Source organism: Nissabacter archeti (genome assembly GCF_018257325.1).
GTDB classification, from domain to species: Bacteria; Pseudomonadota; Gammaproteobacteria; order Enterobacterales; family Enterobacteriaceae; genus Chimaeribacter; species Chimaeribacter arupi.
Genome location: NZ_JAERKB010000001.1, coordinates 563,728 through 587,681 on the forward strand (window position 1 = coordinate 563,728; position 23,954 = coordinate 587,681).

At 57.9% G+C, this 23,954-nt stretch carries 22 protein-coding genes and 1 tRNA gene; 13 read left to right on the forward strand and 10 right to left on the reverse strand.

The features are described from left to right. The 8 genes from JK232_RS02645 to JK232_RS02680 all read left to right on the forward strand — a co-directional run bounded on the left by JK232_RS02645 (position 1) and on the right by JK232_RS02680 (position 9,292). Positions 1–735: an iron-containing redox enzyme family protein gene (locus tag JK232_RS02645; RefSeq protein ID WP_072932896.1), complete on the forward strand. Its 735-nt coding sequence runs from the start codon at positions 1–3 to the stop codon at positions 733–735. A gap of 26 nt (positions 736–761) precedes the next feature. After that, complete coding sequence (locus JK232_RS02650) at positions 762–2,009, forward strand: ATP-grasp domain-containing protein (RefSeq protein WP_072932898.1); 1,248 nt, start codon at positions 762–764, stop codon at positions 2,007–2,009. After that, the gene (locus JK232_RS02655; protein WP_072932900.1) at positions 2,006–3,169 is read left to right on the forward strand and encodes an ATP-grasp domain-containing protein; all 1,164 of its coding nucleotides are present in this window, start codon (positions 2,006–2,008) and stop codon (positions 3,167–3,169) included. Before JK232_RS02650 ends, JK232_RS02655 begins: the two co-directional genes overlap by 4 nt. Further along, on the forward strand, positions 3,166–4,410 hold the full coding sequence (locus JK232_RS02660) for an ATP-grasp domain-containing protein (RefSeq protein ID WP_072932903.1): 1,245 nt from the start codon (positions 3,166–3,168) through the stop codon (positions 4,408–4,410). Before JK232_RS02655 ends, JK232_RS02660 begins: the two co-directional genes overlap by 4 nt. Before the next feature lie 304 nt (positions 4,411–4,714). After that, positions 4,715–5,698 (forward strand): CobW family GTP-binding protein, encoded by a 984-nt coding sequence (locus JK232_RS02665; RefSeq protein ID WP_212588771.1) that lies wholly within the window; start codon positions 4,715–4,717, stop codon positions 5,696–5,698. Between the two features lie 61 nt (positions 5,699–5,759). Next, on the forward strand, positions 5,760–6,467 hold the full coding sequence (locus JK232_RS02670) for a phosphatase PAP2 family protein (RefSeq protein WP_101828294.1): 708 nt from the start codon (positions 5,760–5,762) through the stop codon (positions 6,465–6,467). A gap of 439 nt (positions 6,468–6,906) precedes the next feature. Next, on the forward strand, positions 6,907–7,482 hold the full coding sequence (mepS, locus tag JK232_RS02675; RefSeq protein WP_072933648.1) for a bifunctional murein DD-endopeptidase/murein LD-carboxypeptidase: 576 nt from the start codon (positions 6,907–6,909) through the stop codon (positions 7,480–7,482). 241 nt (positions 7,483–7,723) lie between these two features. Beyond that, on the forward strand, positions 7,724–9,292 hold the full coding sequence (locus JK232_RS02680; RefSeq protein WP_072933646.1) for a cyclic di-GMP phosphodiesterase: 1,569 nt from the start codon (positions 7,724–7,726) through the stop codon (positions 9,290–9,292). Between the two features lie 60 nt (positions 9,293–9,352). Here JK232_RS02680 and JK232_RS02685 read toward each other — a convergent pair whose 3' ends face one another. The 3 genes from JK232_RS02685 to rsuA form a co-directional block, all read right to left on the reverse strand. After that, the gene (locus tag JK232_RS02685) at positions 9,353–9,697 is read right to left on the reverse strand and encodes a YejG family protein (RefSeq protein WP_072933657.1); all 345 of its coding nucleotides are present in this window, start codon (positions 9,695–9,697) and stop codon (positions 9,353–9,355) included. Positions 9,698–10,146: 449 nt separating this feature from the next. After that, on the reverse strand, positions 10,147–11,355 hold the full coding sequence (locus JK232_RS02690) for a Bcr/CflA family multidrug efflux MFS transporter (RefSeq protein WP_072933644.1): 1,209 nt from the start codon (positions 11,353–11,355) through the stop codon (positions 10,147–10,149). 58 nt (positions 11,356–11,413) lie between these two features. After that, positions 11,414–12,118, reverse strand: a complete 705-nt coding sequence (rsuA, locus tag JK232_RS02695; RefSeq protein ID WP_072933642.1) for a 16S rRNA pseudouridine(516) synthase RsuA — start codon at positions 12,116–12,118, stop codon at positions 11,414–11,416. Positions 12,119–12,367: 249 nt separating this feature from the next. Here rsuA and radD point away from each other — a divergent pair, with 249 nt between their 5' ends. Together radD and rplY are read left to right on the forward strand one after the other, a co-directional pair. Next, complete coding sequence (radD, locus tag JK232_RS02700) at positions 12,368–14,128, forward strand: DNA repair helicase RadD (protein ID WP_072933638.1); 1,761 nt, start codon at positions 12,368–12,370, stop codon at positions 14,126–14,128. Between the two features lie 171 nt (positions 14,129–14,299). Then, complete coding sequence (gene rplY, locus JK232_RS02705; protein WP_072933636.1) at positions 14,300–14,584, forward strand: 50S ribosomal protein L25; 285 nt, start codon at positions 14,300–14,302, stop codon at positions 14,582–14,584. Positions 14,585–14,680: 96 nt separating this feature from the next. Here rplY and yejK read toward each other — a convergent pair whose 3' ends face one another. Further along, on the reverse strand, positions 14,681–15,691 hold the full coding sequence (gene yejK, locus JK232_RS02710) for a nucleoid-associated protein YejK (RefSeq protein ID WP_212588772.1): 1,011 nt from the start codon (positions 15,689–15,691) through the stop codon (positions 14,681–14,683). Between the two features lie 198 nt (positions 15,692–15,889). Between yejK and JK232_RS02715 the strand changes: the two genes are divergently transcribed. The 3 genes from JK232_RS02715 to JK232_RS02725 all read left to right on the forward strand — a co-directional run bounded on the left by JK232_RS02715 (position 15,890) and on the right by JK232_RS02725 (position 18,078). Beyond that, on the forward strand, positions 15,890–16,117 hold the full coding sequence (locus JK232_RS02715) for a YejL family protein (protein ID WP_072933631.1): 228 nt from the start codon (positions 15,890–15,892) through the stop codon (positions 16,115–16,117). A gap of 24 nt (positions 16,118–16,141) precedes the next feature. Continuing rightward, positions 16,142–17,923: an LPS biosynthesis-modulating metalloenzyme YejM gene (gene yejM / locus JK232_RS02720; protein ID WP_101828290.1), complete on the forward strand. Its 1,782-nt coding sequence runs from the start codon at positions 16,142–16,144 to the stop codon at positions 17,921–17,923. 78 nt (positions 17,924–18,001) lie between these two features. Next, positions 18,002–18,078 (forward strand) — tRNA-Pro (locus JK232_RS02725). 252 nt (positions 18,079–18,330) lie between these two features. On the opposite strand, the gene JK232_RS02730 is transcribed toward JK232_RS02725, so the two are convergent. The 6 genes from JK232_RS02730 to JK232_RS02755 all read right to left on the reverse strand — a co-directional run bounded on the left by JK232_RS02730 (position 18,331) and on the right by JK232_RS02755 (position 23,848). Continuing rightward, on the reverse strand, positions 18,331–19,581 hold the full coding sequence (locus JK232_RS02730) for a VasL domain-containing protein (protein ID WP_212588773.1): 1,251 nt from the start codon (positions 19,579–19,581) through the stop codon (positions 18,331–18,333). A 41-nt stretch (positions 19,582–19,622) separates the two neighbouring features. Next, complete coding sequence (gene tssE / locus JK232_RS02735) at positions 19,623–20,057, reverse strand: type VI secretion system baseplate subunit TssE (protein ID WP_101854970.1); 435 nt, start codon at positions 20,055–20,057, stop codon at positions 19,623–19,625. Next, entirely contained in the window at positions 20,057–20,593 is a 537-nt protein-coding gene (gene tssJ, locus JK232_RS02740) for a type VI secretion system lipoprotein TssJ (RefSeq protein ID WP_212588774.1), read from the reverse strand. Before tssJ ends, tssE begins: the two co-directional genes overlap by 1 nt. Then, a complete protein-coding gene (gene tssG / locus JK232_RS02745; protein WP_212588775.1) occupies positions 20,571–21,656 on the reverse strand; it encodes a type VI secretion system baseplate subunit TssG in 1,086 nt (361 codons plus the stop codon). The genes tssJ and tssG overlap by 23 nt, the downstream gene beginning before the upstream one ends. After that, entirely contained in the window at positions 21,620–23,383 is a 1,764-nt protein-coding gene (tssF, locus tag JK232_RS02750) for a type VI secretion system baseplate subunit TssF (protein ID WP_212588776.1), read from the reverse strand. Before tssF ends, tssG begins: the two co-directional genes overlap by 37 nt. A 285-nt stretch (positions 23,384–23,668) precedes the next feature. Then, positions 23,669–23,848 carry a hypothetical protein gene (locus tag JK232_RS02755; protein WP_212588777.1) on the reverse strand — a complete coding sequence of 60 codons (180 nt, stop codon included), beginning with the start codon at positions 23,846–23,848 and terminating at the stop codon, positions 23,669–23,671. Between the last annotated feature and the right edge of the window lie 106 nt (positions 23,849–23,954).

A 23,954-nucleotide genomic window follows, 5' to 3' on the forward strand; every position in this document is an offset into this window, starting at 1 on the left:
ATGAGCAACCGTATTAAAGACACCTCTATTATCCGTACCGCCCCTTTCCTTGACCGTGACCGCAGCCAGGCGGTGAAACGTGAACTGGATGATTTCCTCGACACCAAGATTATTGAGTGGAATAACACTGTGCCGTCAGCCCGGCACCTGGAAGGCAAAGAGATCAACCCGGCGTATTATCAGCAAACGCTGATTGAGCACTGCTGGCGTATCCGCCTGATGCGCAGCGCCCAGTGCAATGCCCTGCACAAGATTTCGCAGGTCAACGCCGAAGCCGCCCAGCTCTACGCCGCCTATCAGGACGAGGAGATGCTGCACGACACGCTGTTTATGCAGGATGCAGAGAGTCTGGGGGTGACTAAAGAGACGATTTACGCTACCGAGCCAAGTTTTTATACCCGCTTATTAACCGGCTTCCTCTATTTTGTCGCGGAGCATGAAAAACCGCTGGGGGTAGTCTGTTATAGCTATCTGGTGGAATACACCACGCAGAAAATTACGCCGAAACAGATTAAAGCCCTGTCAGACGCATTGGGTGATGACAAAATTATGGGCCAGGCAGCACACCTGAATACCGATCTGGTGGAGGACCACACGCAGGATATGTGGGACATCCTGAGCAAGCTGATTGAAAGCGACCAGGATATTGCCGATGTAAAACGCTATTTCTCTGAAATTCAGGAATTACTGAAAATGTTCTTTGTGGAATTGCACGAGAATACCCTGAAGGCCTGAGCATAAAATAAGGAGGAGAAATAAAAATGAAAAAGGCTGTGCTGATTTTATCCCATCAATTGCTGTCGATGGTTGACCCCATCAAAACGCTGCTGGCACGTGATGGCTACCGTTATTTTATTCTCTCCTCCGCCTCGGCCCGTTTAACGGTGCCGGCCTGGACCGCGGCCCCGGAGGACATGAAAATCACCGCCGGCCTGCATCTGACGCAACAGGATATTGATGAGACGGTGGCTGAAACGGCGCACACCCATCACTTTGTCGGCTGCATCAGCGTCTGGGACGGCTATCGCGGGCTGATGGCCTATGCCAATCAGCGCTTCTCTGCCCAGGATATCCGCGAGGAAACCGTTACCCTGCTGCGGGACAAATGGGCCATGCGCACCCGGCTCCACCAGGCGGGTTTATCCCGTGTGTCGGCGCAGGTATTGACTGAGGATATTTATCAGAGCATCACGGCACCGGCACACTATTTTATCAAACCGCGGATCGGGCTGGCGTCAATGGGCACGTTTCCGGCCACGGCGTTAACCTCTTACGCCCAGCTGGCGCAGCTGCAACGGCGCGCGGCGGAAGATGCCCACTATGCCGGGGTATTCCAGCCCGACAATCCATTCATTATTGAAGGATTGATCACCGGCACCGAATGCAGTTTCGAAGTCAGCCTGCATCAGGGGCAACTGGAGGTGCTGGCGGTTCACGAAAAGCTGGATGTCAGCCAGGCGGCTTTCTCGGTGCTGGAGGGGGCCTGTGTCTGCCCGCCGCGCACGATCTCCGCCGCCCGGCTGGCGGCCGCTACCGCCCTGCTGGAAAAAGTGATGGCGACGCTGGGTGTGGAGACCGGCGTTTACCATATTGAGATGAAATGCAGCGCGCAGGATCACTGGGAAGTGATTGAAATCAACCCGCGCATCGGCGGGGCCTACATTGTGGACAGCACCCGCCTCCACAGCGGGGTTTGCCTGCTGCAACGCTGGCTGGCGCTGATTACCGGCGCACCGCTGGCGGAAAAAGCCCCTGAGCAGCGCAGCACCTTTTTCCGGGTGTTTTTCGGCCAGCCGGGTAAGACCCTCTCCCGCCTTCAGCGTACCCCGATGGAACCGGCCGCCCTGAAGGATACGCTGATGTTTAAACCCCATGACACCCTGCCGCAGGTAGAGCGGGAAATCTTCCTGGGCATGGCGCTGTGGGATATCACCACAATGCCGCCGGCCGAGCAACCGGCGTTTTTCAGCCGCACACAAGGGTATATCACCACGGAGTATCAGGCATGAAAATCGTCATCCTGCACCGCATTCCCTTTGAAAAAATCCGTTATGACCAGATCCTTGATCATCAGGCGCATGACGTTATCTATTTTTGCCTGTCCGCCCCCCAGACACCGCTGCCCGGCAACGCCACGGTCATTGTGCTGGCGCAGCCCTGTTTTGACGCCGCCTGGCTGGCGGAACACCATGCCCACACGCTGGCCGGTGCAGACCGGCTGATTGCCCGGTCAGAATATGATTTGATGGCTGCCGCCCGCTTACGCGAACATTTCGCCATCCCCGGCGACACCCCCGCCCATATTCTGCCGCTGCGCAACAAGTGGGTAATGCGTTACCGCTGCAAGCAGCAGGGGATCCGCCAGCCGGCATTCTGGCATCCGCTGGAGTTTTTGCAGTTACCGCCCCAGCCGGGAAAATTTCTGCTCAAACCGCGTGAAGAAGCGTCCAGCAACGGCATCATCACCGGTGACGATGCCGCGATCCGCGACGCCATCCTGAAGCTGGATAACAGCGAAAAAATGATGGTGGAAACCTTTATCGACGGCACGGTCTGCCACTTCGACGGCTGGCTCTCCAAAGGAAAGCCGCTCGCCTTTGTCAGCAGTGAGTACCTGCGTGACTGCCTGAGTTTTTCGGCGGGTTCCCCGCTCGGCTCCGTACAGACCCCCACTGATCCGGCACACCTGGCACTGGTCACGGAGACCCTGGCCGCCCTGGGCTACCGTGACGGCAGTTTCCACTTTGAAGCGATACGCGATGCCGGCGGCCGGTTCTGGTTTCTGGAGACGGCGGCACGCGTCGGCGGGGCGGGCGTGGCGGAAACCTTCCACCTGCGCACCGGGCTGAACCTCTACCATGCCGATCTCCGCTACCAGATCTTCGGCATCCCCCCGGCCACGGTGAAGGCGCTCAACCCGCTGTTTTACGGCTGGTTCGTGTACCCGGCGCATCATCTTGATGCCGGTGGCCAGGTGCCTTTTTCTGCAGAAAAGTGGGCCGGTTTTTTGCTGCACTATCACCATAATCAGGCGGTCAGGGCCAAAGGCCCGATCTCCTATGCCGCTGACCACTCTCCCCTGAGCGGCGTGGTGGTGGGCAAACAGCAGGATCTGCCCAGGGTTATCAATGCCATTTTCAACGAGTGCAATCTGGTGGTGACAAAATGACGACACCCTGCTTTATCGTGACCGGTTATAACAATGTCAGAATTTACGATGTCGGTAAGATCCGCGCTGAGGCAAGAAAACATTTTGATGCCCATGTGGTGCTGGTAACGGAAAAAAAACAGCCCATCGATGAACAAGCGGCCGACCAGGTGATTGAAGTCTCTTTCTCACCGCCGGCCCGTGAGGCCGGGGCAGCCGCAATCCGGCACCAGCTGGAACAGGCCGGTTTACGCCCCATCGGCATTTTGCCCTTTTCCGATCGCGGCGTGCCGATGGGCGCGCATCTGGCCGCGCACTACGGCCTGCCGGGGGCGGCGGTGCAGCAGGCGCAGGCCGGGCTGGATAAACGCCTGTTCCGTGCACTCGACAGCCGGGCGGCGTCCCACCCTGCCGGTTACCGGGTAGTCAGCAGCGTACAGGTGAACAGTGCCGCAGCGCTGGTGCGGGAGGTTGACCGGCTGGGCGGCAAGGCCTTTATCAAACCGGCGCAAGAAGGCAATAGCCGGGGATGCCGGGTTATCAGCCACCGGGAGGAGTGTGACGCGATCTGGGCAGAGATGACGCCCTATCATGGCGGAGGCATCATGGTGGAATCACTGATTGAAGCGGCCTCGGAATTCAGTTGGGACTATGTCGCGGGCAGGCAATGGATCACGGAAAAACGCACCACCGAAGGCCTGTACCGCGCAGAGTATCAACAAATCGTGCCGGCCTGTTTGCCGGAGGGTGACCAGGCGATGATCGAGGCGGCCGGGGATCATATGCGCAGGCTGGTGTCTGTGGAAAATGGGGTCTGGCACAATGAGATTTTCCTGCTGCCGGGTGCCACGGCCGCCGTGGAAACCAATATGCGCCCGGCAGGGATGCATATCTGGGATCTGGCGCGGATCAGTTATGAGGCGTTTAACCCCTGGCTGCTCTGGCTGCGCTGGGCGACGGACGGCAACATGGCACAGGCTGTGCTGCAACAGCGTGCGTTTTCCGGCATCCGCATGTTGCGTGCGCGCCGCGCCGGGCGGCTGACTCAGTTACCGGACATTCACGCGCTGGCCGGTGAGCGCGGTATCCCGCTGCATGAGGGGCATTTTTCTGTGCTGCCGGGCGATACGCTGAGTGATGCCATTCAAAGCAACGCCGATTTTATCGGTTTTATCATCCTGAGCCACCCGGACTATGCCCGGCTGACCCATGACCTGGATGCGCTGGCCGCGGCTATCGAAGCCGCGGTGGAGATTGCCTGATCCCTGACGGCCGCCCGGCATTCGCCGGGCCGGCTCTTTGTACCCCGGCCCCTGCGGCCCCACTTTCCCCCTTTCCCTGCCTGCACCACTGCCTGCACCGCCTGCCGGCCACTGGCTGACATGTCTGTTTAAAAATAGCCGTCAGGCAGTGACACTGGCACCGCAAAACAGGCAGCACCCTGATTGCCAACGGTTTTTTAAAATCAATAGACGGGGGGTGTCAAACAGGCACACCTGCTTTACTATGCGGCTTCGCGTCAGGCCTGTAGAGTCACAGGCCGGTCACCCACCAAAGGATGCTTTTATGACCTATGTCAATGTGATTACCGGCTTTCTGGGCAGCGGGAAAACCACTACCCTGCGCCATCTGCTGAGCCAAAAACCTGCGGATGAGAACTGGGCCATTCTGGTCAATGAGTTCGGCGAGATAGGGATCGACGGCGCGCTGCTGGCTGACCAGGGTGCGGTGCTGAAAGAGATCCCCGGCGGCTGCATGTGCTGTGTGAACGGGCTGCCGATGCAGATTGGCCTGAATATGCTGCTGAAGCAGAAACCCGACCGGCTGCTGATTGAGCCGACCGGGCTGGGGCACCCGAAGCAGATCCTCTCCCTGCTGACCTCTGACACCTATCAGCCGTGGCTGACCCTGCAAGCCACCCTGTGCGTGCTGGATGCGCGCCAACTGGCTGATGCCCGCTATACGGACAACGAGAATTTCCGCGATCAACTGGCCGCGGCCGATGTGATCATCGCCAACAAACAGGACACCTACCAGGCCGCTGATCTGCAACGGCTGGCGGCGTGGGAAGCAGAGGCGGCAGGCGGGCGGCCGGTGGTGGCAGTACAACAGGGCAACGTGCCGTTCAGCTGGCTCACCCGCCCGCGGGAAAACCAGCGCGAATTGCCGGACGGCGCGCACCACCATGCGCCTGCAGCGGCCCCTCGCGGGCTGGCCGCGCTGAGCCTGCCGGGCAACCAGCGCTGGCGGCGCGCGCTGAACCAGGGCCAGGGCTATACCAGCTGCGGCTGGATTTTCGATGATGAAACGATCTTTGACACCATTGGGTTGCTGGAGTGGGTGCGGCTGGCCCCGGTAGAGCGCGTTAAAGGTGTGCTGCGTATTCCTGAAGGCACGCTGCGGGTCAACCGGCAGGGGCATGACTTACAGATTGAAACCCAGCAGGGTGCGCCGGTTGACAGCCGGATCGAGGTGATTAACCCCGGTGAAACCGACTGGAACGCCCTTCAACGCGATTTGTTGACGATCCGTTTAGCCGACGGCGCTTAACGTAGCTGCCAAATTTAACCTTCATTGTTATATCTGAATAAATAAACAGGTCATCGCAGCTATGTGGCGTAAAAACTTACCGGCTATTCTGCTGTTGAATATGCTGGGTGTGGCGTTATTTCTTTCTTATTACCTGCCCGCCCGGCACGGGTTTTGGTTTTCTGTCGATTCATCGATCTTTTTTTATTTTAACCAGCAACTGGCCACCAGCCCGGCCTTTTTAAAAGGGGTCGCGGTGACCAATAACCGCCTGTTCGACGGGTGCTCACTCCTGGCGATGGGGCTGGTGTATCTCTCCTTCTACCTGAAACAGCCTGCTGAGGGCCGCCGTCGCCTGGTGGTGACCGGCGTAGTAATGCTGCTGACGGCCATCGTGCTGAACCAGCTCGGCCACCTGTTGCCGGTCAAACACGTCAGCCCTTCCCTGTTCTTCCCGCACGTTAACCGCGTCAGTGAGCTGACCGGCATTCCCACTAAGGATGCCTCCACAGACAGTTTCCCCGGCGACCACGGCATGATGCTGATTATTTTCGCTTGTTTTATGTGGCGTTATTGCACCCACACCGCCTTTGCCCTGGCCCTGGCGATTGTGGTGGTGTTCTCCCTGCCGCGCCTGATGATTGGCGCGCACTGGTTCAGTGATATCGCCGTCGGCTCGCTCTCGGTGGTGTTGGTGGGCCTCAGCTGGTGGCTGCTGACCCCGGCGTGTGACCGGCTTATTGACTGGCTGAGCCAACGGTTGCCGCATAAAAACCATCAGCCGCGCTGACGCGGCAAACATCACCAGACAGAACAAAACATTATGCATAAGGGGGCCGTTGGCTCCCTTTTTTATGCCGCTGCCGGGCAAGGCCGCCGCCTGCTCAACAATAAAACCACAGAACGGCCGCTTAAGGGGCTGTTTTCCGCGGAAGGTGGCTAAAAATAAAACAGTGAGTTTTAATCGATTGCTTACATGACTTTACATCACAAATTCTTATCGGAATTATTTTAAAAGCACTCGCAATCTCTGGGGGGTTACGGTAATCTCGGTTTCACTTTTGAGGTTATTCTGTTTTTTCATCTGAAATTAACCGAAATCTGTGCGTAAAGCCGCACTTTTCAATCAGGTGAATTGCTCAATACTTCGACGGTCAGTAGGCTCATTCCGTTTGGCATTTTTCTTATAGCGACGTCGTCGTTAAGGACATCAAGGGAAAACATTTATAATGGTCAAGTCTCAACCCTTTCTGAGATATATCGTGCGGGCGATCCCCGCAGTGGCGATGGCCGTCATGCTTTCGGCCTGTAGTTCGATGAATTCCCAACATGCGCAGACTGAGACGCATGCAGTAAATGACCGTAACGGCTTTCTACTGCAAGCTTCTCAGGATGAGTTTGAAGAGATGGTTCGTAATGTTGACATCAAGTCAAAAATTATGGACCAGTACGCCGACTGGAAAGGCGTGCGCTACCGTTTAGGCGGTACCAGCAAACGCGGCATTGATTGCTCCGCCTTTGTGCAGATGACTTTCCGCGAACAGTTTGGCCTGGATCTGCCGCGCTCCACCTATGAGCAGCAGGATATCGGCAAAGGGATCCAGAAAGGCAAATTGCGCCCCGGCGACCTGGTGCTGTTCCGTGCCGGCTCAACCGGCCGCCATGTGGGTATCTACCTCGGCAACGATGAGTTTGTACATGCCTCCACCAGCAGCGGCGTGATGATCTCAAGCCTCAGCGATAATTACTGGAAAAAACGTTACCGCGAAGCGCGGCGAGTGCTGACCGGCCAGTCCCACAGCTGACAACCCCTTCCCTTGTTGTCTGTTGTGCTGAAAAGTTGTTTGTTGTGCTGAAAAGATGTGATGTCAGACGCAAGTTATGCCAAACGGCTCTGAGCTGAACAAATAAAAGAGCGCCCTCCTGAGGGCGCTCTTTTATTTGCGGGCAATCACGTAACGCCCTGCCCCCGGAAAATAGCCGCCGTCGCCTTGTGGGGGTCAGTTATACTGTTAGCATCTCTGGCGACCGTAAAGGAAATGACATATGCGGCTAAAAACGGCATTAATGCATACCGTTTTGCCCAAGCGACGTTATTTGCAACGCAGCATTCTTCTCGCCTCCCTTTTCTTCCTGTTATTTAATGCCATCACCTTATGGGCTATTTACCAGGCCAATGAACGCCAGCAGCAACGCCTTATGGATAATGTGGTGCGCTTTTCCACGCACTATTTGCAGGATTTGCAAAAAAACATGGCCAACCTGAACACGCTGACGCAGTTTCCCTGCTCGCTTGCCCAGGACACGCTGACCCAGAACGCCGCCTTTACCCGCGGCGTGCGCACTTACCTGCTGGTGAATGAGGGCATCGCCTACTGCTCCTCCGCCACCGGGGAGATGGAGAGGCCGGCTGCCGCCATCTACCCGGAACTCCGCCTCAACCAGCCGCAGGATATGGTGCTCCAGCAGGGCACTTACATGGTGCCGGAAAAACCGGCCATTGCCGTCTGGCTGGCATCGCCGTCGCAGCCGCGTACCGGGGTGCTGGCGACGCTGGACATCAATTTCGGCGCTTACCTGCTCTTTACCCAGGCGCAGGGGCGCGACATCACCGGCGGCCTGGCGCTGATCATCGGCCGCCATGCGCTGACCACCCGCCGCGATGTGGTGCAGGACGCAGCCGCCCTGCCGACCGCGCATTCGCGCCTCGTCCGGCTGCCCGGCTCGCCCATTTCCCTGCGCCTGTACGGCGACAGCCTCAGCATGGGCGATATGCAGATCACCCTGCTGGCGGGCCTGCTGCTGTCGTCACTGGTAGGCGCGCTGAGCTATTACCTGATGCGGGTGCGCCACAGCGCTGACCATGAGATCCTGGCGGGGATGCGGCGGCGGCAATTCCATATGGCGTACCAGCCGGTGATTGACACCCAATCCCAGCGGGTGGCCGGTGTCGAAGCGCTGATGCGCTGGCAACACCCCCGCGAGGGCAATATCCCGCCGGATGTGTTTATCAGTTATGCCGAAGCGCAGGGGCTGATTGTGCCGCTGACCCGCCACCTGTTTGGGCTGATCGCGCAGGATGCGCCGCAGTTGCGTGAGGTGCTGCCGCCTGGGGCAAAACTGGCGGTAAACCTGTCACCAAGCCACCTGACTGACCCGGAGTTTGAGCGTGACGTGCAGCAGTTTATTCGCCAGCTGCCGCCGAACTATTTCAATGTGGTGTTTGAGATAACCGAGCGCGGCATGGTGGAAACGGAAGATGCGCTGGAGAAGTTTGACTGGTTGCGCCACCAGGGTATTGAGATCGCCATTGATGATTTCGGCACCGGCCATAGCGCCTTAATTTATCTGGAAAAATTCCGGCTCGATTTTCTGAAGATTGACCGGGGGTTTGTCACCACGATCGGCCGGCAGACGGTGACAGCACCGGTGCTGGACACCGTGCTGAACCTGACGCGTGAACTGCGGCTGAAAACGGTAGCGGAAGGGGTGGAAACGCCGCAGCAGGCGCATTACCTGCGGGAGCATGGCGTCACTTACCTGCAAGGGTATCTCTACAGCCGCCCGCTGACGCCGGCGGGGCTGAAGGAGTTTGTCACACACTATCACCCCTGATAACAAGCGGCATCCGTGATACGAACAGCATCCCGGATAACAGGGCAGACAAGGCAGGGTTCAGAAAGGGTAGAGCGCCTTCAGGGAATCGGCAATCGCCGCCCCGACATTCTTCAGCCGGCACAGGGTCGCCCCTTCATGGCACCCTTCCACAAACAGGCATGGCTCCCCTTCCCACTCCAGCACGGAGGAATCCACCTGGATTTCGGCCAGCGTCAGGCGCAGCTTTTCCATGATCTGCCAGGCGCTGTCACCGTCATGGCTCAGCAGCCGCAGACCAATCAGGTTGGTTTCATCGGCCATGACCGTCAGCGGCAGCGGCTCGACCTGGACGCCGGTCAAACCTGATGACCAGCGGTAATGTTGTGGCAAACGGTGTACCACCGAAAGTTGGATGTTATTCACGTTCGAACCCCAGAGAAACATGTTATCACCCGGTACAGCGCAGCTGACGTCTGGCTGCCCCCGGGGCCGGTTGGCCACTATTCACATTCCGGGTGAAGCGCGCCATGCGCTGTCATTGGTCTGGTACTGCCCAGGCAGCCTGAAGCGTTGCCCCTGAGTCATGAGAGCCAGATCTCATTTTGGCTTATTTGTAACCCTTTACCCGCTGTATCTCAACCATTTTTGTGCAATCTGGTTACTTTTAACTCCTTATATTTTTACAAATATGAAACAAAAAGCGCAGCAGCAACCAATTACGCCCTGTAACTAACTGATTCGTCAGGCGAACTTGCAGAAACACCGCGAGGGAAGAAAACGCACAGAAAAAGAGGCTGGAGAGGTGGGAACAGGCGGGTGAAAAAACGGTTACACAGGAAACACCGGGGCAGTAGCCCCGGAGTTAATGGGGTTCAGATAGCTGGCTGCACACTGCTTTTTGCCGGGCGGCTGGCATAAAGGTAGAGCAGCATCGCGGCAGTGATGCAGAACGCCATCGATGACACCATCGGCCACGCGCTGTGCGCCGGCAGCATGGAAAGCACTGAGCCGACCAATGCACCGATGCCGAAGCGCAGCGTGCCGGCCAGTGAGGCCGCGGTGCCCGCCATGTGCGGGAAGTCATCCATGATCACGGCCATGGCGTTGGAAGTGACCATGGCGATACAGCCGACATAGCCCGCCACGCCGGCCACCAGCGCCCAGAAGCCCAGCCCCAGCGCCGTAGACGCCAGCAGCCACAGCCCCATCACAAACTGGATGGTCAGGCCAAGGCGGAACATTTTCGCGGAGCCGGTACGGCGGACGTTGCGGCTGTTGAACAGCGTCAGCACCACCATCACCACCACATTCAGCGCGAAATAAAAGCCGAAGTGCTGGGTCGAGACGCCGTTCAAATCAATGTAGACAAACGGCCCGCAGCTCAGGAAAGAGAACATGCCGCCGAATGAGAAGCCGCTCGCCAGCATATAGCTGAACACCCGCTTATGGCGGAACAGCGAGGCAAAATTACCCACGGTGGTACGCAGGTGGAATTTCTGCCGCCGTTCTTTCGGCAAGGTCTCCCGGATAAACAGCATCACCAGCACCGCCGCCACCAGCGCCGCGCCCGCCATGCTCCAGAAGATCGCGTGCCAGCTGAACAGCACCATCAGCCCGCCGCCCATCATCGGTGCCAGAAGCGGTGCCACAGTCATCACCAGCACCACAAAGGACATCATGCGCGAGAACTCATCCTTGGTGAACATGTCACGCATCAGGGCGTTGATCACCACGCTGGCTGCCGCAGCAGACAAGCCGTGCAGAAAGCGCATATGCACCAGCTGGTCAACCGATTGGGCCATCGCACAGGCCGCGCCCGCCAGCGCAAAGACCAGCGTACCGCCGAGGATCACCGGCTTGCGGCCCAGGCTGTCGGCCATCGGGCCGTAGAATATCTGGCCGATGGCGAAGCCCAGCACATAGGCGCTCAGCGTCATCTGCACGCTGCCGCCGGAAACGCCAAACTCTTTGGCAATCACCGGCATACTCGGCAGGTACATGTCGATCGCCAGCGGCATCAGCATGGATAACAACCCCAGAATAAACACCAACCCGGTATGGGATGTGCGTGTCTCTTGCACCGTTACAACTCCTGTCATGGAAAAAAGCGCCTGCCGGTGGCAGGCGGTCAGGCGGGGATCAGCGCGGAACCGCGACGCTGGCAATCTCTTCTTCAGTCAGCGGGCGGTAGTCGCCCGGCGCAAGGTCGTCATCCAGAACGATCGCGCCGATGCGCTCACGGTGCAGGCCAACCACCCGGTTGCCGACAGCGGCAAACATCCGTTTCACCTGATGGTAACGCCCTTCGCGGATGGTCAGGCGCACCAGCGTCGGCTCGATCTGCTCCAGCTGGGCCGGCAGGGTGAGATCTTTCTCATTGTGCAGTTGCACACCGTCGAGGAATTGCTGCGGCGTTTCCGGCGAAAGCGGGTGCTCCAGCGTGACCAGGTAGGTTTTCTCACAGTGGTGTTTCGGTGAGGTGATGCGGTGCGACCACTGGCCGTCATCGGTCATCAGCACCAGGCCGGTGGTGTCGATGTCCAGACGCCCCGCGGCGTGCAGCTTATACGCCACCGGCTCTTCCAGGAAGTAGAGCACCGTCGGGTGATCCGGGTCATCCGTGGAGCAGACATAGCCCTGCGGCTTGTTCAGCATGAAGTAACGTGGGCCGTTCTGCTGTTCCAGCACATTGCCGTCAAACTTCACGACGTTTTCCGGGGTCAGTTTCAGCGAACCGCTTTTGACGATCTCATCGTCTACGGTGACGCGTTTGTTGCGCAATTCACGCAGAACCAGTGCCCGGCTGACGCCCAGTTGCTGAGATAAAAACTTGTCCAGTCGCATTAAATCTTTTTAGCCTTTTGAGGAGTACCGCCGCCCGCCTGCGCCTTTCGGGCAGGCGCGAGCGCCGTCATACAGGGTGGCCTTTTCCGCCGGATGCGCAAAAAGGCGATGTGAACCCGCCAGTATACCCGTGCCTGGCGTCCTGTCATAGAGAGTGCCGCGCTTATCTGCCCGGCAGGGTCGCCATCCGGCGGCGGCTTTGGCATACTGATGGCGTTATGCCCCCTCTTTGTTGCAGGAATCCCAACCATGTCGTTTACCCTTCGCCCTTATCAGCGCGAGGCCGTTGAGGCCACCCTGAGCTACTTCCGCCGTCACCACGAACCGGCGGTGATCGTGCTGCCGACCGGGGCAGGAAAAAGCCTGGTGATTGCCGAGCTGGCGCGCCTGGCGCGCGGCCGGGTATTGGTGCTGGCCCACGTCAAAGAACTGGTGGCGCAGAACCACGCCAAATACCGCGCCTACGGGCTGGAGGCGGATATTTTTGCCGCCGGGCTGCAACAGAAAGAGAGCAGCGGCAAAGTGGTGTTCGGCAGCGTGCAGTCCGTCGCGCGGAACCTGCCGCTGTTCGACGGTGCCTTTTCACTGTTGATCATCGATGAGTGCCACCGCATCGGCGATGACGATGAGAGCCAGTACCAGCAGATTATCCAGCACCTGCGGCGCGCCAACCCCAACCTGCGGCTGCTGGGGCTGACCGCCACACCCTACCGGCTCGGCAAAGGCTGGATTTACCGCTACCACTACCACGGTATCACGCGCGGCGACGAGAACAGCCAGTTCCGCGACTGCATTTACGAGCTGCCGCTGCGCTATATGATTAAACACGGTTTCCTGGTGCCGCCGGAGCGGCTCGACATGCCGGTGGTGCATTACGATTTCAGCCGCCTGGAGGCCAACAGCAATGGCCTGTTCAGCGAGGCGGAGCTGAACCGCGAGCTGAAACAGCAACAGCGCATTACCCCGCACATCATCAGCCAGATTATTGAATACGCCGCTGACCGGCGCGGCGTGATGATTTTTGCCGCCACCGTGGAGCACGCCGGGGAGATCCACGGCCTGTTGCCCAAAGGCGAGGCTGCCCTGGTCAGCGCACAGACCCCGCCCGCCGAGCGTGACCGGCTGATTGAGGCGTTCAAACAGCAGGAACTGCGTTATCTGGTGAATGTGGCGGTGCTGACCACCGGTTTTGACGCGCCGCACGTTGACCTGATCGCCATTCTGCGGCCGACGGAATCCGTGAGCCTGTACCAGCAGATTGTCGGCCGTGGCCTGCGCCTCTACCCCGGTAAAACCGACTGCCTGATCCTGGATTACGCCGGTAACCCGCATGACCTCTTTACACCGGAAGTGGGCACCAGCAAACCCGCCGGGGATAACCAGCCGGTGCAGGTGTTCTGCCCGGCCTGCGGCTTCGCCAACCTCTTCTGGGGCAAAGCCCTGCCGGACGGTACGGTAATCGAGCATTTCGGCCGCCGCTGCCAGGGCTGGATGGAGGATGATGAGGGCCACCGCGAACAGTGTGATTTCCGCTTCCGTGCCAAGAGTTGCCCGCACTGCGGTGCGGAAAATGACATCGCTGCCAGGCGCTGCCATCAGTGCAACGAGGTGCTGGTCGACCCGGATGACATGCTGAAAGCCGCGCTGAAGCTGAAAGATGCGCTGGTGCTGCGCTGCGGCGGCATGGCACTGGAGAGCGGCCGTGACGACAAAGGTGAGTGGCTGAACGTGACCTATTACGATGAGGATGGGGCCAGCGCCGGCGAACGGTTCCGCCTCACTACCCCGGCACAGCGGATGGCCTTCCAGCAGCTGTTTGTGCGGCCGCACCAGCGCGCGCCGGGCGTGCCCTTTAGCTGGCAAACCGCCGCGGATGTGCTGGCGCAGCAGGCGCTGTTCCGCCACCCTGATTTTGTGGTGGCGCGCCTGCGTGGCCGCTACTGGCAGATCCGCGAAAAAGTGTTCGACTATCAGGGCCGCTACCGCCGTGCCAATGAATTGCGCGGCTGACGCATTTTTATGAACAATACGTCGCCGGCGGCCGGGTTTTCATTGCCGCGCCGGGTCAAATCCGTTAAAATGCCGCCCGCTTTGTTTCCGATAACCGGACATAAAGCTGAAATATCCAACCTGTTGCTGGGTCGCCTGTAGCAGGGTTAATTTTCTTAAAGAGAAAAAACAATGTTCACTATCAATGTAGAAACTCGTAAAGAGCAGGGTAAGGGTGCGAGCCGCCGCCTGCGCGCAGCTAACAAATTCCCGGCAATCGTATACGGCGGTACTGAAGCACCGATCGCTATCGAGCTGGACCATGATTCCGTGAAGAACATGGAAGTGAAAGCTGAATTTTATAGCGACATCGTTACTCTGGTTATCGACGGTAAAGAGACCAAAGTAAAAGTTCAGGCTGTACAGCGTCACCCGTTCAAGCCGAAACTGGCTCACATCGACTTCGTTCGCGCGTAAGCCGACCGAGTGATGGCCCTGGGACGCTGGGGCAACCGCCAATAAAAAACGCCGCAATTGCGGCGTTTTTTATTGCCCGGCATTGGCCGGGCGGGCTTATTTCTCGCCGTTGCTCAACCGGCGCTGCAACTGGTCGCGCAGGTTCGGCGGCGTGCCTTTGATGGTCAACGTGTCCGTGGCCGGATCCCAGAAAATACGCTCCCCCATCAGCAAGGCATCAAAATTGATGCTCAGGCCGCCGCCGCTGCCGGCAAATTTGGTGAGCTGGCGCAGGGTGCTGCGATCCGCCGGGAAACTCTCTTCCAGCTGGTAGCCTTCCTCACTGGAGAACTGTTTGAAATCACGTTCGCCAATCGGCGGCAACGCCTGTGCCAGCCCGGTCAGGGCAATCTCTTCCCCGGCCTGCAACTGCTCGTTGCAGTAGCTGTACACCTGCTGACGATAGGCCTGGCGCTCGTTCTTGTCGAGCTGCCCCTCTGCACAGTAATCATCCACCGCCTGCAACAGGCCACGGTTTTGTGCCTTGGTATCCAGGCCTTCTGCTGCGCCAAGGAAATCCATAAAGAAATCCGAGACTTTGCGCCCTACCCGGCCTTTCAGGAACGTCAGGTAACGGGCAGACTCCGGATTGGTTTCCCATTCGGTCAGGTCAATGCGTGCCACGATATCCGCGTGGTTGATGTCGAGATAGTGGGTGCTGCTGATGTCCAGCTGCTCATTCACCCGCATACTCGGGCAGTTGCTCAGCACCGAAATCAGTAAATACTCCACCGCCAGGTAACGGTACTGGCAGAACAGCACCACGCCGCCCTCGGCAAACGGGTATTTGGCCAGCTCGTCCCGCAGGCGGCCGGTTGCCGCGCGGGTAAAGGCCAGGAACGTCTCGTCGCCCTTGCGGCAACTGCGCAGCGCGTCCGCCAGTTCGCTTTGTGCATTGAACAGGCCATACGCCTTGCTCTTGGCGCTGTAGACGCGGTGCAGTTCCGCCATCATCTCATCGACCGCGGCGTTGGTGGTCAGCAGGGAGTCGCGCAGTACCACCTCGAGTGTCTGCTCGTCCCGTTTGATCAACTGGTGTAAGGCGATCTGGCCGATATCCAGACTCATGGTACATTCTCCTGTCTTGATCGGGGCAACCCCCGTGCGGCGCGTATTCAAACACTGAAGGCGGCCGGCTGCAACTTAAAAGCGGCAGCCTGAGAAGGGCTTCCCGGCTTTGGCGGCTTAATGTTATAAAAGTGGGGAAAGTCACGCGCCTATACGTTAAGATATTGGACTTTGTCAGGCCGAGAAGCACAGTAAACTATGCCACAATCATCCCGTTACAGCGACGAACACGTCGAACAACTGCTTGCCGAGCTGGTAAGCGTTCTTGAGAAACACCATGCCCCGACCGATCTTTCCCTGATGGTGTTGGGCAATATGGTGACCAACCTGCTGAATACCAGCGTGGCGCCCGCACAGCGCAAACACCTGGCGCGCTCCTTTGCTGATGCGTTACAGGCTTCAGTCCGCGAAGATAAAGCCCATTAAGCTTACAGCCGCCCTGAACCCTGTATGGTGAAGAATAGCCAGCGCTATCGCGAAAAAGTCTCCCAGATGATCAGCTGGGGGCACTGGTTCGCGCTGTTCAATATCCTGCTCTGTCTGGGGCTGGGCAGCCGCTACCTGTTTGTTTCTGACTGGCCCGCCTCGCTGACCGGCCGGGTTTACGCGTTCGCCAGCCTGCTGGGCCATTTCAGCTTTATCGGCTTTGCCGCTTACCTGCTGATTATCTTCCCGCTCACCTTTGTGGTGATGTCCCAGCGGCTGCTGAGGTTTATCTCGGCGGCGCTGGCGACCGCCGGGATGACGCTGTTGCTGGTGGACAGCGAGGTGTTTACCCGTTTCCACCTGCACCTTAACCCGGTGGTCTGGGAACTGGTGGTCAACCCGGAACAGGGCGAGCTGGCCCGTGACTGGCAGCTGATGTTTATCAGCGTGCCGGTGATTTTCCTGGTGGAGATGCTGTTCGGCACCTGGGCCTGGCAAAAACTGCGCAGCCTTAACCGGCGCAGTTTCGGCAAGCCGCTGGCGGCGTTGTTTATTGCCAGCTTCTTCAGCTCACACCTGCTTTATATCTGGGCGGATGCCAATTTCTACCGGCCGATCACCATGCAGCGGGCCAACCTGCCGCTCTCCTACCCGATGACGGCGCGCAAGTTCCTGGAAAAACATGGGATGCTGGATGCGCAGGCCTATCAGCGCCGGGTGGCTGAACAGGGCAAACCGGAGGCGCTGGCGGTGGAGTATCCGCTGAATGAGGTGAGCTTCCGTGACAGCGGCAGCGGCTACAATCTGTTGATGATTGTGGTAGACGGCTTCCGGGCAGAAGACCTGGCGCAGACCATGCCGGAAGTTGACCGTTTCGCCCAGGAAAACGCCCGTTTTACCCAGCACTACAGCGCGGGCAGCCGCAGTGACAGTGGCCTGTTTGGCCTGTTTTACGGGATTTCACCCACTTATATGGACGGGATCCTGTCAGCGCGTAAACCCAGCGCCCTGATTAATGCGCTGAGCAGCCAGGGTTACCAGTTTGGCCTGTTCTCGTCAGATGGCTTTAACAGCGTGCTGTACCGCCAGGCGCTGCTGGCAGACTTTTCCCTGCCCCCGGCGTTAAAACAGAGCGACAGCCAGACGCGCCAGCAATGGCAACAGTGGCTGGAGAGCCGCAGCGACCATGCGCCGTGGTTCTCTTACCTCAGTTTTAACGGCATCAGCCAGGCGTTAAACACGCCCCGCGCGGGTAAGCCACTGAGCGGCCCTGCCCTCGCCCAGCAGTACCACAACGCGGCGTTGCAGATGGATCAGCAGATCGCGGCGGTGCTGGAGAGCCTGCGTAGCCGCGGGGAACTCGCTAAAACGGTGGTGGTGATCACCGGCAGCCATGGCGTTGCGTTTAACGACAAAGGCCGGTTGAACAACGGGTATAACCGCCAGCAGTTGCAGGTGCCGCTGATTGTCCACTGGCCGGGCACCCCGGCGCAGAGCATCAGTAAGCTCACCAGCCATGCGGATGTGATGGCGACGCTGATGCAACGCCTGTTACATGTGCAAACGGCGGTGGCTGACTACTCGCAAGGTGAGGATCTGTTTGCTGCCCGTCGCCGCCATGCCTGGGTCACTACCGGTGACAGCGGGAATCTGTGGGTCACCACACCTGGCCAGACACTGTTGCTGGATGCCGGCGGCGATTACCGGGTCTATGACGTTGACGGCCGGGAGATCAAAAATCAGAAGCCGCAACTGGCCCTGCTGTTGCAGGTGCTGACCGACGAAAAACGCTTTATCGCTGACTAACTGTTTAAAACTAAAGCAGTCATTGGGCTGAGCGCTTGCATTCGGAACGGGAAACGGTAGTATAGTGGCCCATAGCGTCGGCATGTAGCGCAGCCTGGTAGCGCACCGTCATGGGGTGTCGGGGGTCGGAGGTTCGAATCCTCTCATGCCGACCAACAATCTCTTCTGGCAGTACCGGTTACTGACAGAACCCCAACAAAAAACCCGCATCCTCTCTGAGTTTGCGGGTTTTTTGTTGCCCGGTATTTGCCGGTATGCCCCTGTTTCAGCCCGATGGTTTGGGACTCCATTTGGGACTATGCGCGCGTAGTCCCATCGTGGCGTAGTCCCATCCTGCGATAACAGGCGGATGGGAAAGCAGTGCTGTTCCCTCCCTGTGCCTGGTATGCCAAAAAACGCCCGGCATTTTATGGCGCTGTCCCTGATGACTCTGCCCCTGCTGACTCGGCATGCTGTTTTAGCAGCATATAGCGGTTAAGTAACTGATGCAGATGCATATCAGTTTGCGAAGCCTGAATAGCCGGCAATGGCTCACCCGGGGGCGTCTGTGCCAGGTTATACAATTGTTCCTCGACCGGTACGGCACGCGAAAAATGCTGCGTGATGGCAAACACCATCGACTTCAGCTCTGATCCGGTCAGGTATTTCCCTTTCCGTTCGTCTAATGCATCCAACCGCGCCGTTAATGCCCGCAGCCCCGCCATTCCCTGATGCCAGCCAGACAATGCCTCCAACGGTAACGCATTGGCGGCGATATGCTGCTGCCACTGCGCGTTGAGCGCACCGGTTTCTGACGGCAACGCCTGCGCGGCTAACGCAAAACCGTAATACTGCAACCATAAGGGTGACTGCCGCCCTAACTCCACCAGCGCCTGCTCACTGGCTGCGACCGGCAACGGCGTCATCGGTGGATGCGTGTAGTGCCAGCCCCATAGCGCCACCCCACCCATGACTAATGTGGTCAGCGCGCCTGCCGCAAAGCTTTTCCACGGCCAACCAGGTTTCACCGGCGCACCGGTTTTTAAGCCGGGGCTTACCGGTACCTGCCGGGCCGCACAGGCAGGGGCCGGTGTCTCTGCCCTGATCACGCGGGCTTGAGCCGATAACGGTTCGGCAATCGGTTCTTTATACACCGCCCTCTCTTCCAGCCGGGCGGCGGCGTTATGCATAAAAGCCGACAATTCACCCCACTGGCCGGCCTCTTTCAACGCCAGCCGTTGCAGCTGCGCCTGGAGTGCTTTGAGATGCTGTTCTGCCCGGTAAATCAGCGGCAATTCACGGCATGTCAGGTTCAGCATCCGCACGACCGTCTGTAACCGCTGGCTTAGCCCGGTGAGTATGTGTCTACGTGCAGGCGCAGGTTGCGGCCATAACACATTCCACTGGTGGATAATTAATGCCTCCAGCATTGCCAGCCCCTCGTTCAGGCCGAGTATCCCGGCCAGATGAGTGCGGGCCAGCGTATACCAGGCCACGGTTTGCAGTTCAATCCCGTTCTGCCGGAACAGCGACAGGCTGAGTTGTTCCACCCGATCCCAGTTCACATCCGGCCGCGCCGGATGCATTAGCTTGTTGACTTCCTCACGCAGTGCGCCAAAATCCGCCAGCGCCCGCGGGTCGCCGCCTGCTTTTAACAGGCGTTCACTGTTGTGTGTCATAAAAGTGCCTTCCCTGAACGATGAGTCATCAGTCTCCCTGGTTAAAGGTACTGCTGCTGTGTGAGGTGACGCATCAGCACCCGCCCTTCCGGCATAAACGCCGTGCCATAGCGCACCAGCCCCAGCCCTTTCAGCTCCGCGTCAATGGCGTACTCCAGATGGCCGGGCACAGTCTGCGTTAACATCGACACCGACAGCTTTTTCAGCCGCGGTTCATACTTCAGCAACACCCTTGAGAGGGTATCCATCAACTGGTGCGCGGTGCCCGGCATCCCCTGCAGGATTTTGCTCATATCCGGCAGGCCATAATCCGGCAGATGGCTCAATGTGCCTGCGCGGCAGTTCAGGATGCGCTGCATATTGTCGAGCACCGAAAGAATGACCTGATTCTCTTCACTGACCTGATGAAGATCGAGCCCGCCCGAAAAATTGCCGAGCAGGGCTTCATAGAGTGAGGGGCCGTTGTATGTGTTCACTAATTTTTCTCCGGCAGCAGGGTCAGGCTGTTACTGCCCGGCACAATGATACGGGGGTCATCCGGATCGAGGTCATCACGCGTCAGCACCTGCTTCCAATGGTTTTTCTCCCGGTCGGGATGGCGGAATAGCCCCACCACGGCCACATACTGCGCCTGCTCGTCCATTGGCATGGTGAGGTTTGCATCACCGCCGGGTTTGACTATGACCTCACGGGATGCCAGCAATGTTTCGCCTAATGCCCCCTCACCGCCGCTCACCAATTGTTCGTAGACCGTTTTATCAAAGGCTTTACGGTCTCTCAGTTGGTATACGCGGATCATCAAGGGTTCAGACAACGAGCCGCTTTCCCGCGCATCGGTATTCAGCGCTTCCCGGGCGGTAAAATCGAGGCGCAGCGTGTTCACCTGTTGATAGAAAATAGCGTTTGCAGCGGAGGCCGTCCCCTCGGTAAGGCTCTGCGTCAGGCCACAACCGGCCAACAGTACCGGCAGCAACAGCAATGAAAATCGGTTAATTGAAGCGATATGTAACACGTCGGTTTCCTTTCATTGTAACGGCCCGCGGCAACCCACAATAATGGCCCGGCACCACGGTAAACTCCCTGGGTATGGCATGTGCCAGGTGCTCATCATCAACACCCAGCACACCGGTCAGCCCCAGCAAAAAATCTTCTTGCCCCAGCACCGGCTCAGGCAGCAGCGGGGTGGGCACGGTCAGCGTGATCCGCGCGTTATAGCGCCAGCCCAGATAAACCCGCAGCAATACCTGAAAATCGCCGTAGAGCGGCCCATCCGGCAGCCAGGCCCGCGCCTCCTGTGCGTCTTCAGTCAACAACGCAATCAGCAACTGGCTGTTGGCCTCTGTGGCCTCCTCTCCCAGCACGGTATACCCGTCCAGCAAAAAGCCCTCGCCTTCATAAAAACCTATTGGCCGATCCATCGCGACCGGACGCAGGCAATGCGGGGTCACGACTGCGCGGGTTTGCGGGGCGAGCAGCGCTACCAGTGCCTGCACACCCTCTGCCGTGCGGGCCTGGCGACGCATAACGCCCAGAAGCGCCAGAAAACGGGATACCGGCGTGGCAACATGCTTATCGGTACCGGGGATACCCAGGCCAATAAGCCCTAACAGGCTCTGAGAAACCGCATCCTTTCCGCCTGCCTCGAAATTGGCCGGGTAGGCGTGCTTCCGCCAGATCCGGTAAAACTGTGTCAGGATGCGGTGGTTGAAGATATCGAGAAATCCCTCCAGCGCCTCATGCCCTTCCCGACGTTGCGTAATGTCGTCGAGATAGGGGGTCGGCAGCGGGGAATCCACGCCATACAGCCCCAGGAAGGTCGTACGTACGGTCGGCGGGGCATCCGGCTCCTCCTCGTCATACTCCACCGCTTTCAGTTCGCTGACCGGGAACCCCATCCCCGGGTGAGGCCGGAAGCGAACCGGATCATCCGCCGGATGGATACTGCTGCCGAGCGGTGGCCGGGCCGGTGCCCCTTTTTCCAGTAACTGGCAGAAGCGGTAAAAGTTGATGCGCCCGATCTCTTTCACCAGCCGCAGGTTCAGCCGGGGATACGTCGGTTGTGGTTCTCTTCCCATTCAAGGCGCTCCCCGGTTGGCTGAAGAATAATGATCAGGCGGTTAAATAAGTGGATATCGGTATAGAGGGTAAAGAAACGGTTGAGCATCTCACCAAACAGGCAGATATCACCGTGGCCGGCAAAACCGTGGCTGTCGAGCGTCACCTCAATCTGCACACCGCGTAACAGATGCCCCTGCTCAAAGCGTTCAATTTCGCTGTGTCTCACGTCGATAATGGCGGCCAGCCTGCGCCGGTTCATTTCATTCTCTGTCCAGTCATACAGAGCCAACGTGCCGCGCAATACCTCAGCGTTATCCATCATCCACATAAAGCTGCTGCCCAGATGGCTCAGTACCCGCCAGTGGAAACGGTCACGGTTTGGCGGATAACACGGCAGCGTCGGTGCGCAGAGGTTACGCACCCGCACATCAATCGCCATTGTCTTCACCACCGTGTCCAGCACAGCACTTTGCAGCGTTTTGCGTGGCAGCTGGCCGTTGGTGCCGGTCAGGTTCAGGCTCAGGCTCTCATTCTCCGGCACCGTGTGGTTATCAAAGGCCTCACCGCCCAGCACCAGCCAGGTATCATGCAGCCCGGACGGGCCGCGTTTCACGCGGGTATGGTAGTAGTATTCCGGTGCGTCATGGCGCAGCATCCCGCCTTTGTGGCGAAAACTGGAAAACGGGACATATACCTGATGCCCGGTCTGGCGTGAAGAGATCACGGAGTCCACAGAGTAAATTTCAGTATGACCGTCCTGCACCCGCATCGGGCGCAGCAGGTAGTCAGTCTGCAACGAGTCCAGGCGCAACGGGTCAGATTCCAGCGCAAACAGGTTAATTACCGGCACACAGTGCAGGCGCAGATGTTTTTCTGAGAAGCTGAAATCATGCGTCCAGCGCTCTGACAGCACAATATCAATGTCGAACCAGCGCAGCCCGGCCGGCAATTTAACGCTTTCCAGCCCGCGCAGCGTCACAAACATAAACTTTTCGCGGAAGGTAAAATATTCCAGCAGTAGCTGATAACCGCTGAAGCTGCCCGCATCTCTGGGCCACAGGCTGTCCTGTTCACCAAATCCCTGCGGAGAGAAATAACCATCAAGTGGCCGGCGATCCGTATCGCCCGAAAGCCGTATCCACATCCGGGCAGCCTTCAGGGTGAGCGCCTCATGCAGAGCGCAGGCCAGCGGTGCATCCGCATTGAGATAAAGCGGCAGGTTGCCCAGTGACATTTTGTCCCAGTCTGCCAGTTCCCCACATTCAATGCGCAGGCGGATAACCGACCGGCCATCCGGCTCCGTGCTGATACTTGCCCGGCTCAGCGACAACGGTAATAAGTTGATATTCTGCGTGGTGGTGTAGCGACAACGGGTCTGGCGTTCGCCCAGCGGACGGGAGAGCACCTCAAAACCGCGGGCCACCGGCATGCGCTCCTTCATCTCCTGCCAGTCCGGGGTAAATTCCACAATCGAGAGTGACGGAATAGTGCGCAGATAGTGCGGCCAGAGCATACTGACCAGCCCTTCGGTAAGCTCGGGTAAATCGTCATCAAGTTTTTCGCGCAGCCGGCCCATCAGAAAGGCAAAGCCTTCAAACAGCCGCTCCACATAAGGGTCAGGCACCCCGGCCTTGTCCAGATTTAATCCGGCCGCCCGGTCAGGATGAGCGCGGGCAAATTCCTCGCCCGCCTCGCGCAGATAGCGCATTTCAGCGTCAAAATAACGCTGGGTTAAATCGTCCATGGCTATATCATTTATCTTATTGAGTGAGTATTACGGAATTGGTGTATTGTGATGAAGCTAACTATTAACTAAAAAATTATCTCTCATTATTTTCGATGCTTATTTCTTTTTCATATATACGTCATCAAACCCCAGGTTATTTATACAAAATCTAACAACACTTGGCTGAATGAACACAGCCCCCAGTTCATCATTAACAGCCGGGTATTATAAAACTGAAACCCCTACAACCCCCTGGGATTATATTAAATTCTTTATATCTCACAGTAGAAACCTGGGAAATTTTTATATTTCCAATTTTACAGGCAAGATACAACTGCCGATTTCCATGACGATATCGTAAAAACTCAATAAAACTTTCGCTGATTTTATTTTTCCTATCCTAAAGGGACTCATAAAAGCACTCGCCTCTTCCTCATTAGGATCTGCGCCCTTTCCTCCAGCACCAGAATAAATTAAAATCACGCTATCTGCTTCGGCATCTATTCCACCATCACTTTTAAAGAAATAAAAAGAAGAAATAAAAAGCAGGAAAACAACGTTATTTTCTATTGCTTAATCTTAACAGGAA

Excerpts from the sequence above, each read along its gene's own strand:
- mepS (WP_072933648.1), top strand. The coding sequence starts at position 6,907 with ATGGTCAAGTCTCAACCCTTTCTGAGATATATCGTGCGGGCGATCCCC.
- JK232_RS02680 (WP_072933646.1), top strand. The coding sequence starts at position 7,724 with ATGCGGCTAAAAACGGCATTAATGCATACCGTTTTGCCCAAGCGACGT.
- tssF (WP_212588776.1), bottom strand. The coding sequence starts at position 23,383 with ATGGACGATTTAACCCAGCGTTATTTTGACGCTGAAATGCGCTATCTG.
- JK232_RS02660 (WP_072932903.1), top strand. The coding sequence starts at position 3,166 with ATGACGACACCCTGCTTTATCGTGACCGGTTATAACAATGTCAGAATT.
- JK232_RS02655 (WP_072932900.1), top strand. The coding sequence starts at position 2,006 with ATGAAAATCGTCATCCTGCACCGCATTCCCTTTGAAAAAATCCGTTAT.
- tssG (WP_212588775.1), bottom strand. The coding sequence starts at position 21,656 with ATGGGAAGAGAACCACAACCGACGTATCCCCGGCTGAACCTGCGGCTG.
- JK232_RS02645 (WP_072932896.1), top strand. The coding sequence starts at position 1 with ATGAGCAACCGTATTAAAGACACCTCTATTATCCGTACCGCCCCTTTC.
- JK232_RS02715 (WP_072933631.1), top strand. The coding sequence starts at position 15,890 with ATGCCACAATCATCCCGTTACAGCGACGAACACGTCGAACAACTGCTT.
- JK232_RS02670 (WP_101828294.1), top strand. The coding sequence starts at position 5,760 with ATGTGGCGTAAAAACTTACCGGCTATTCTGCTGTTGAATATGCTGGGT.
- yejK (WP_212588772.1), bottom strand. The coding sequence starts at position 15,691 with ATGAGTCTGGATATCGGCCAGATCGCCTTACACCAGTTGATCAAACGG.
- JK232_RS02650 (WP_072932898.1), top strand. The coding sequence starts at position 762 with ATGAAAAAGGCTGTGCTGATTTTATCCCATCAATTGCTGTCGATGGTT.
- rplY (WP_072933636.1), top strand. The coding sequence starts at position 14,300 with ATGTTCACTATCAATGTAGAAACTCGTAAAGAGCAGGGTAAGGGTGCG.
- yejM (WP_101828290.1), top strand. The coding sequence starts at position 16,142 with ATGGTGAAGAATAGCCAGCGCTATCGCGAAAAAGTCTCCCAGATGATC.
- JK232_RS02730 (WP_212588773.1), bottom strand. The coding sequence starts at position 19,581 with ATGACACACAACAGTGAACGCCTGTTAAAAGCAGGCGGCGACCCGCGG.
- radD (WP_072933638.1), top strand. The coding sequence starts at position 12,368 with ATGTCGTTTACCCTTCGCCCTTATCAGCGCGAGGCCGTTGAGGCCACC.
- rsuA (WP_072933642.1), bottom strand. The coding sequence starts at position 12,118 with ATGCGACTGGACAAGTTTTTATCTCAGCAACTGGGCGTCAGCCGGGCA.
- JK232_RS02665 (WP_212588771.1), top strand. The coding sequence starts at position 4,715 with ATGACCTATGTCAATGTGATTACCGGCTTTCTGGGCAGCGGGAAAACC.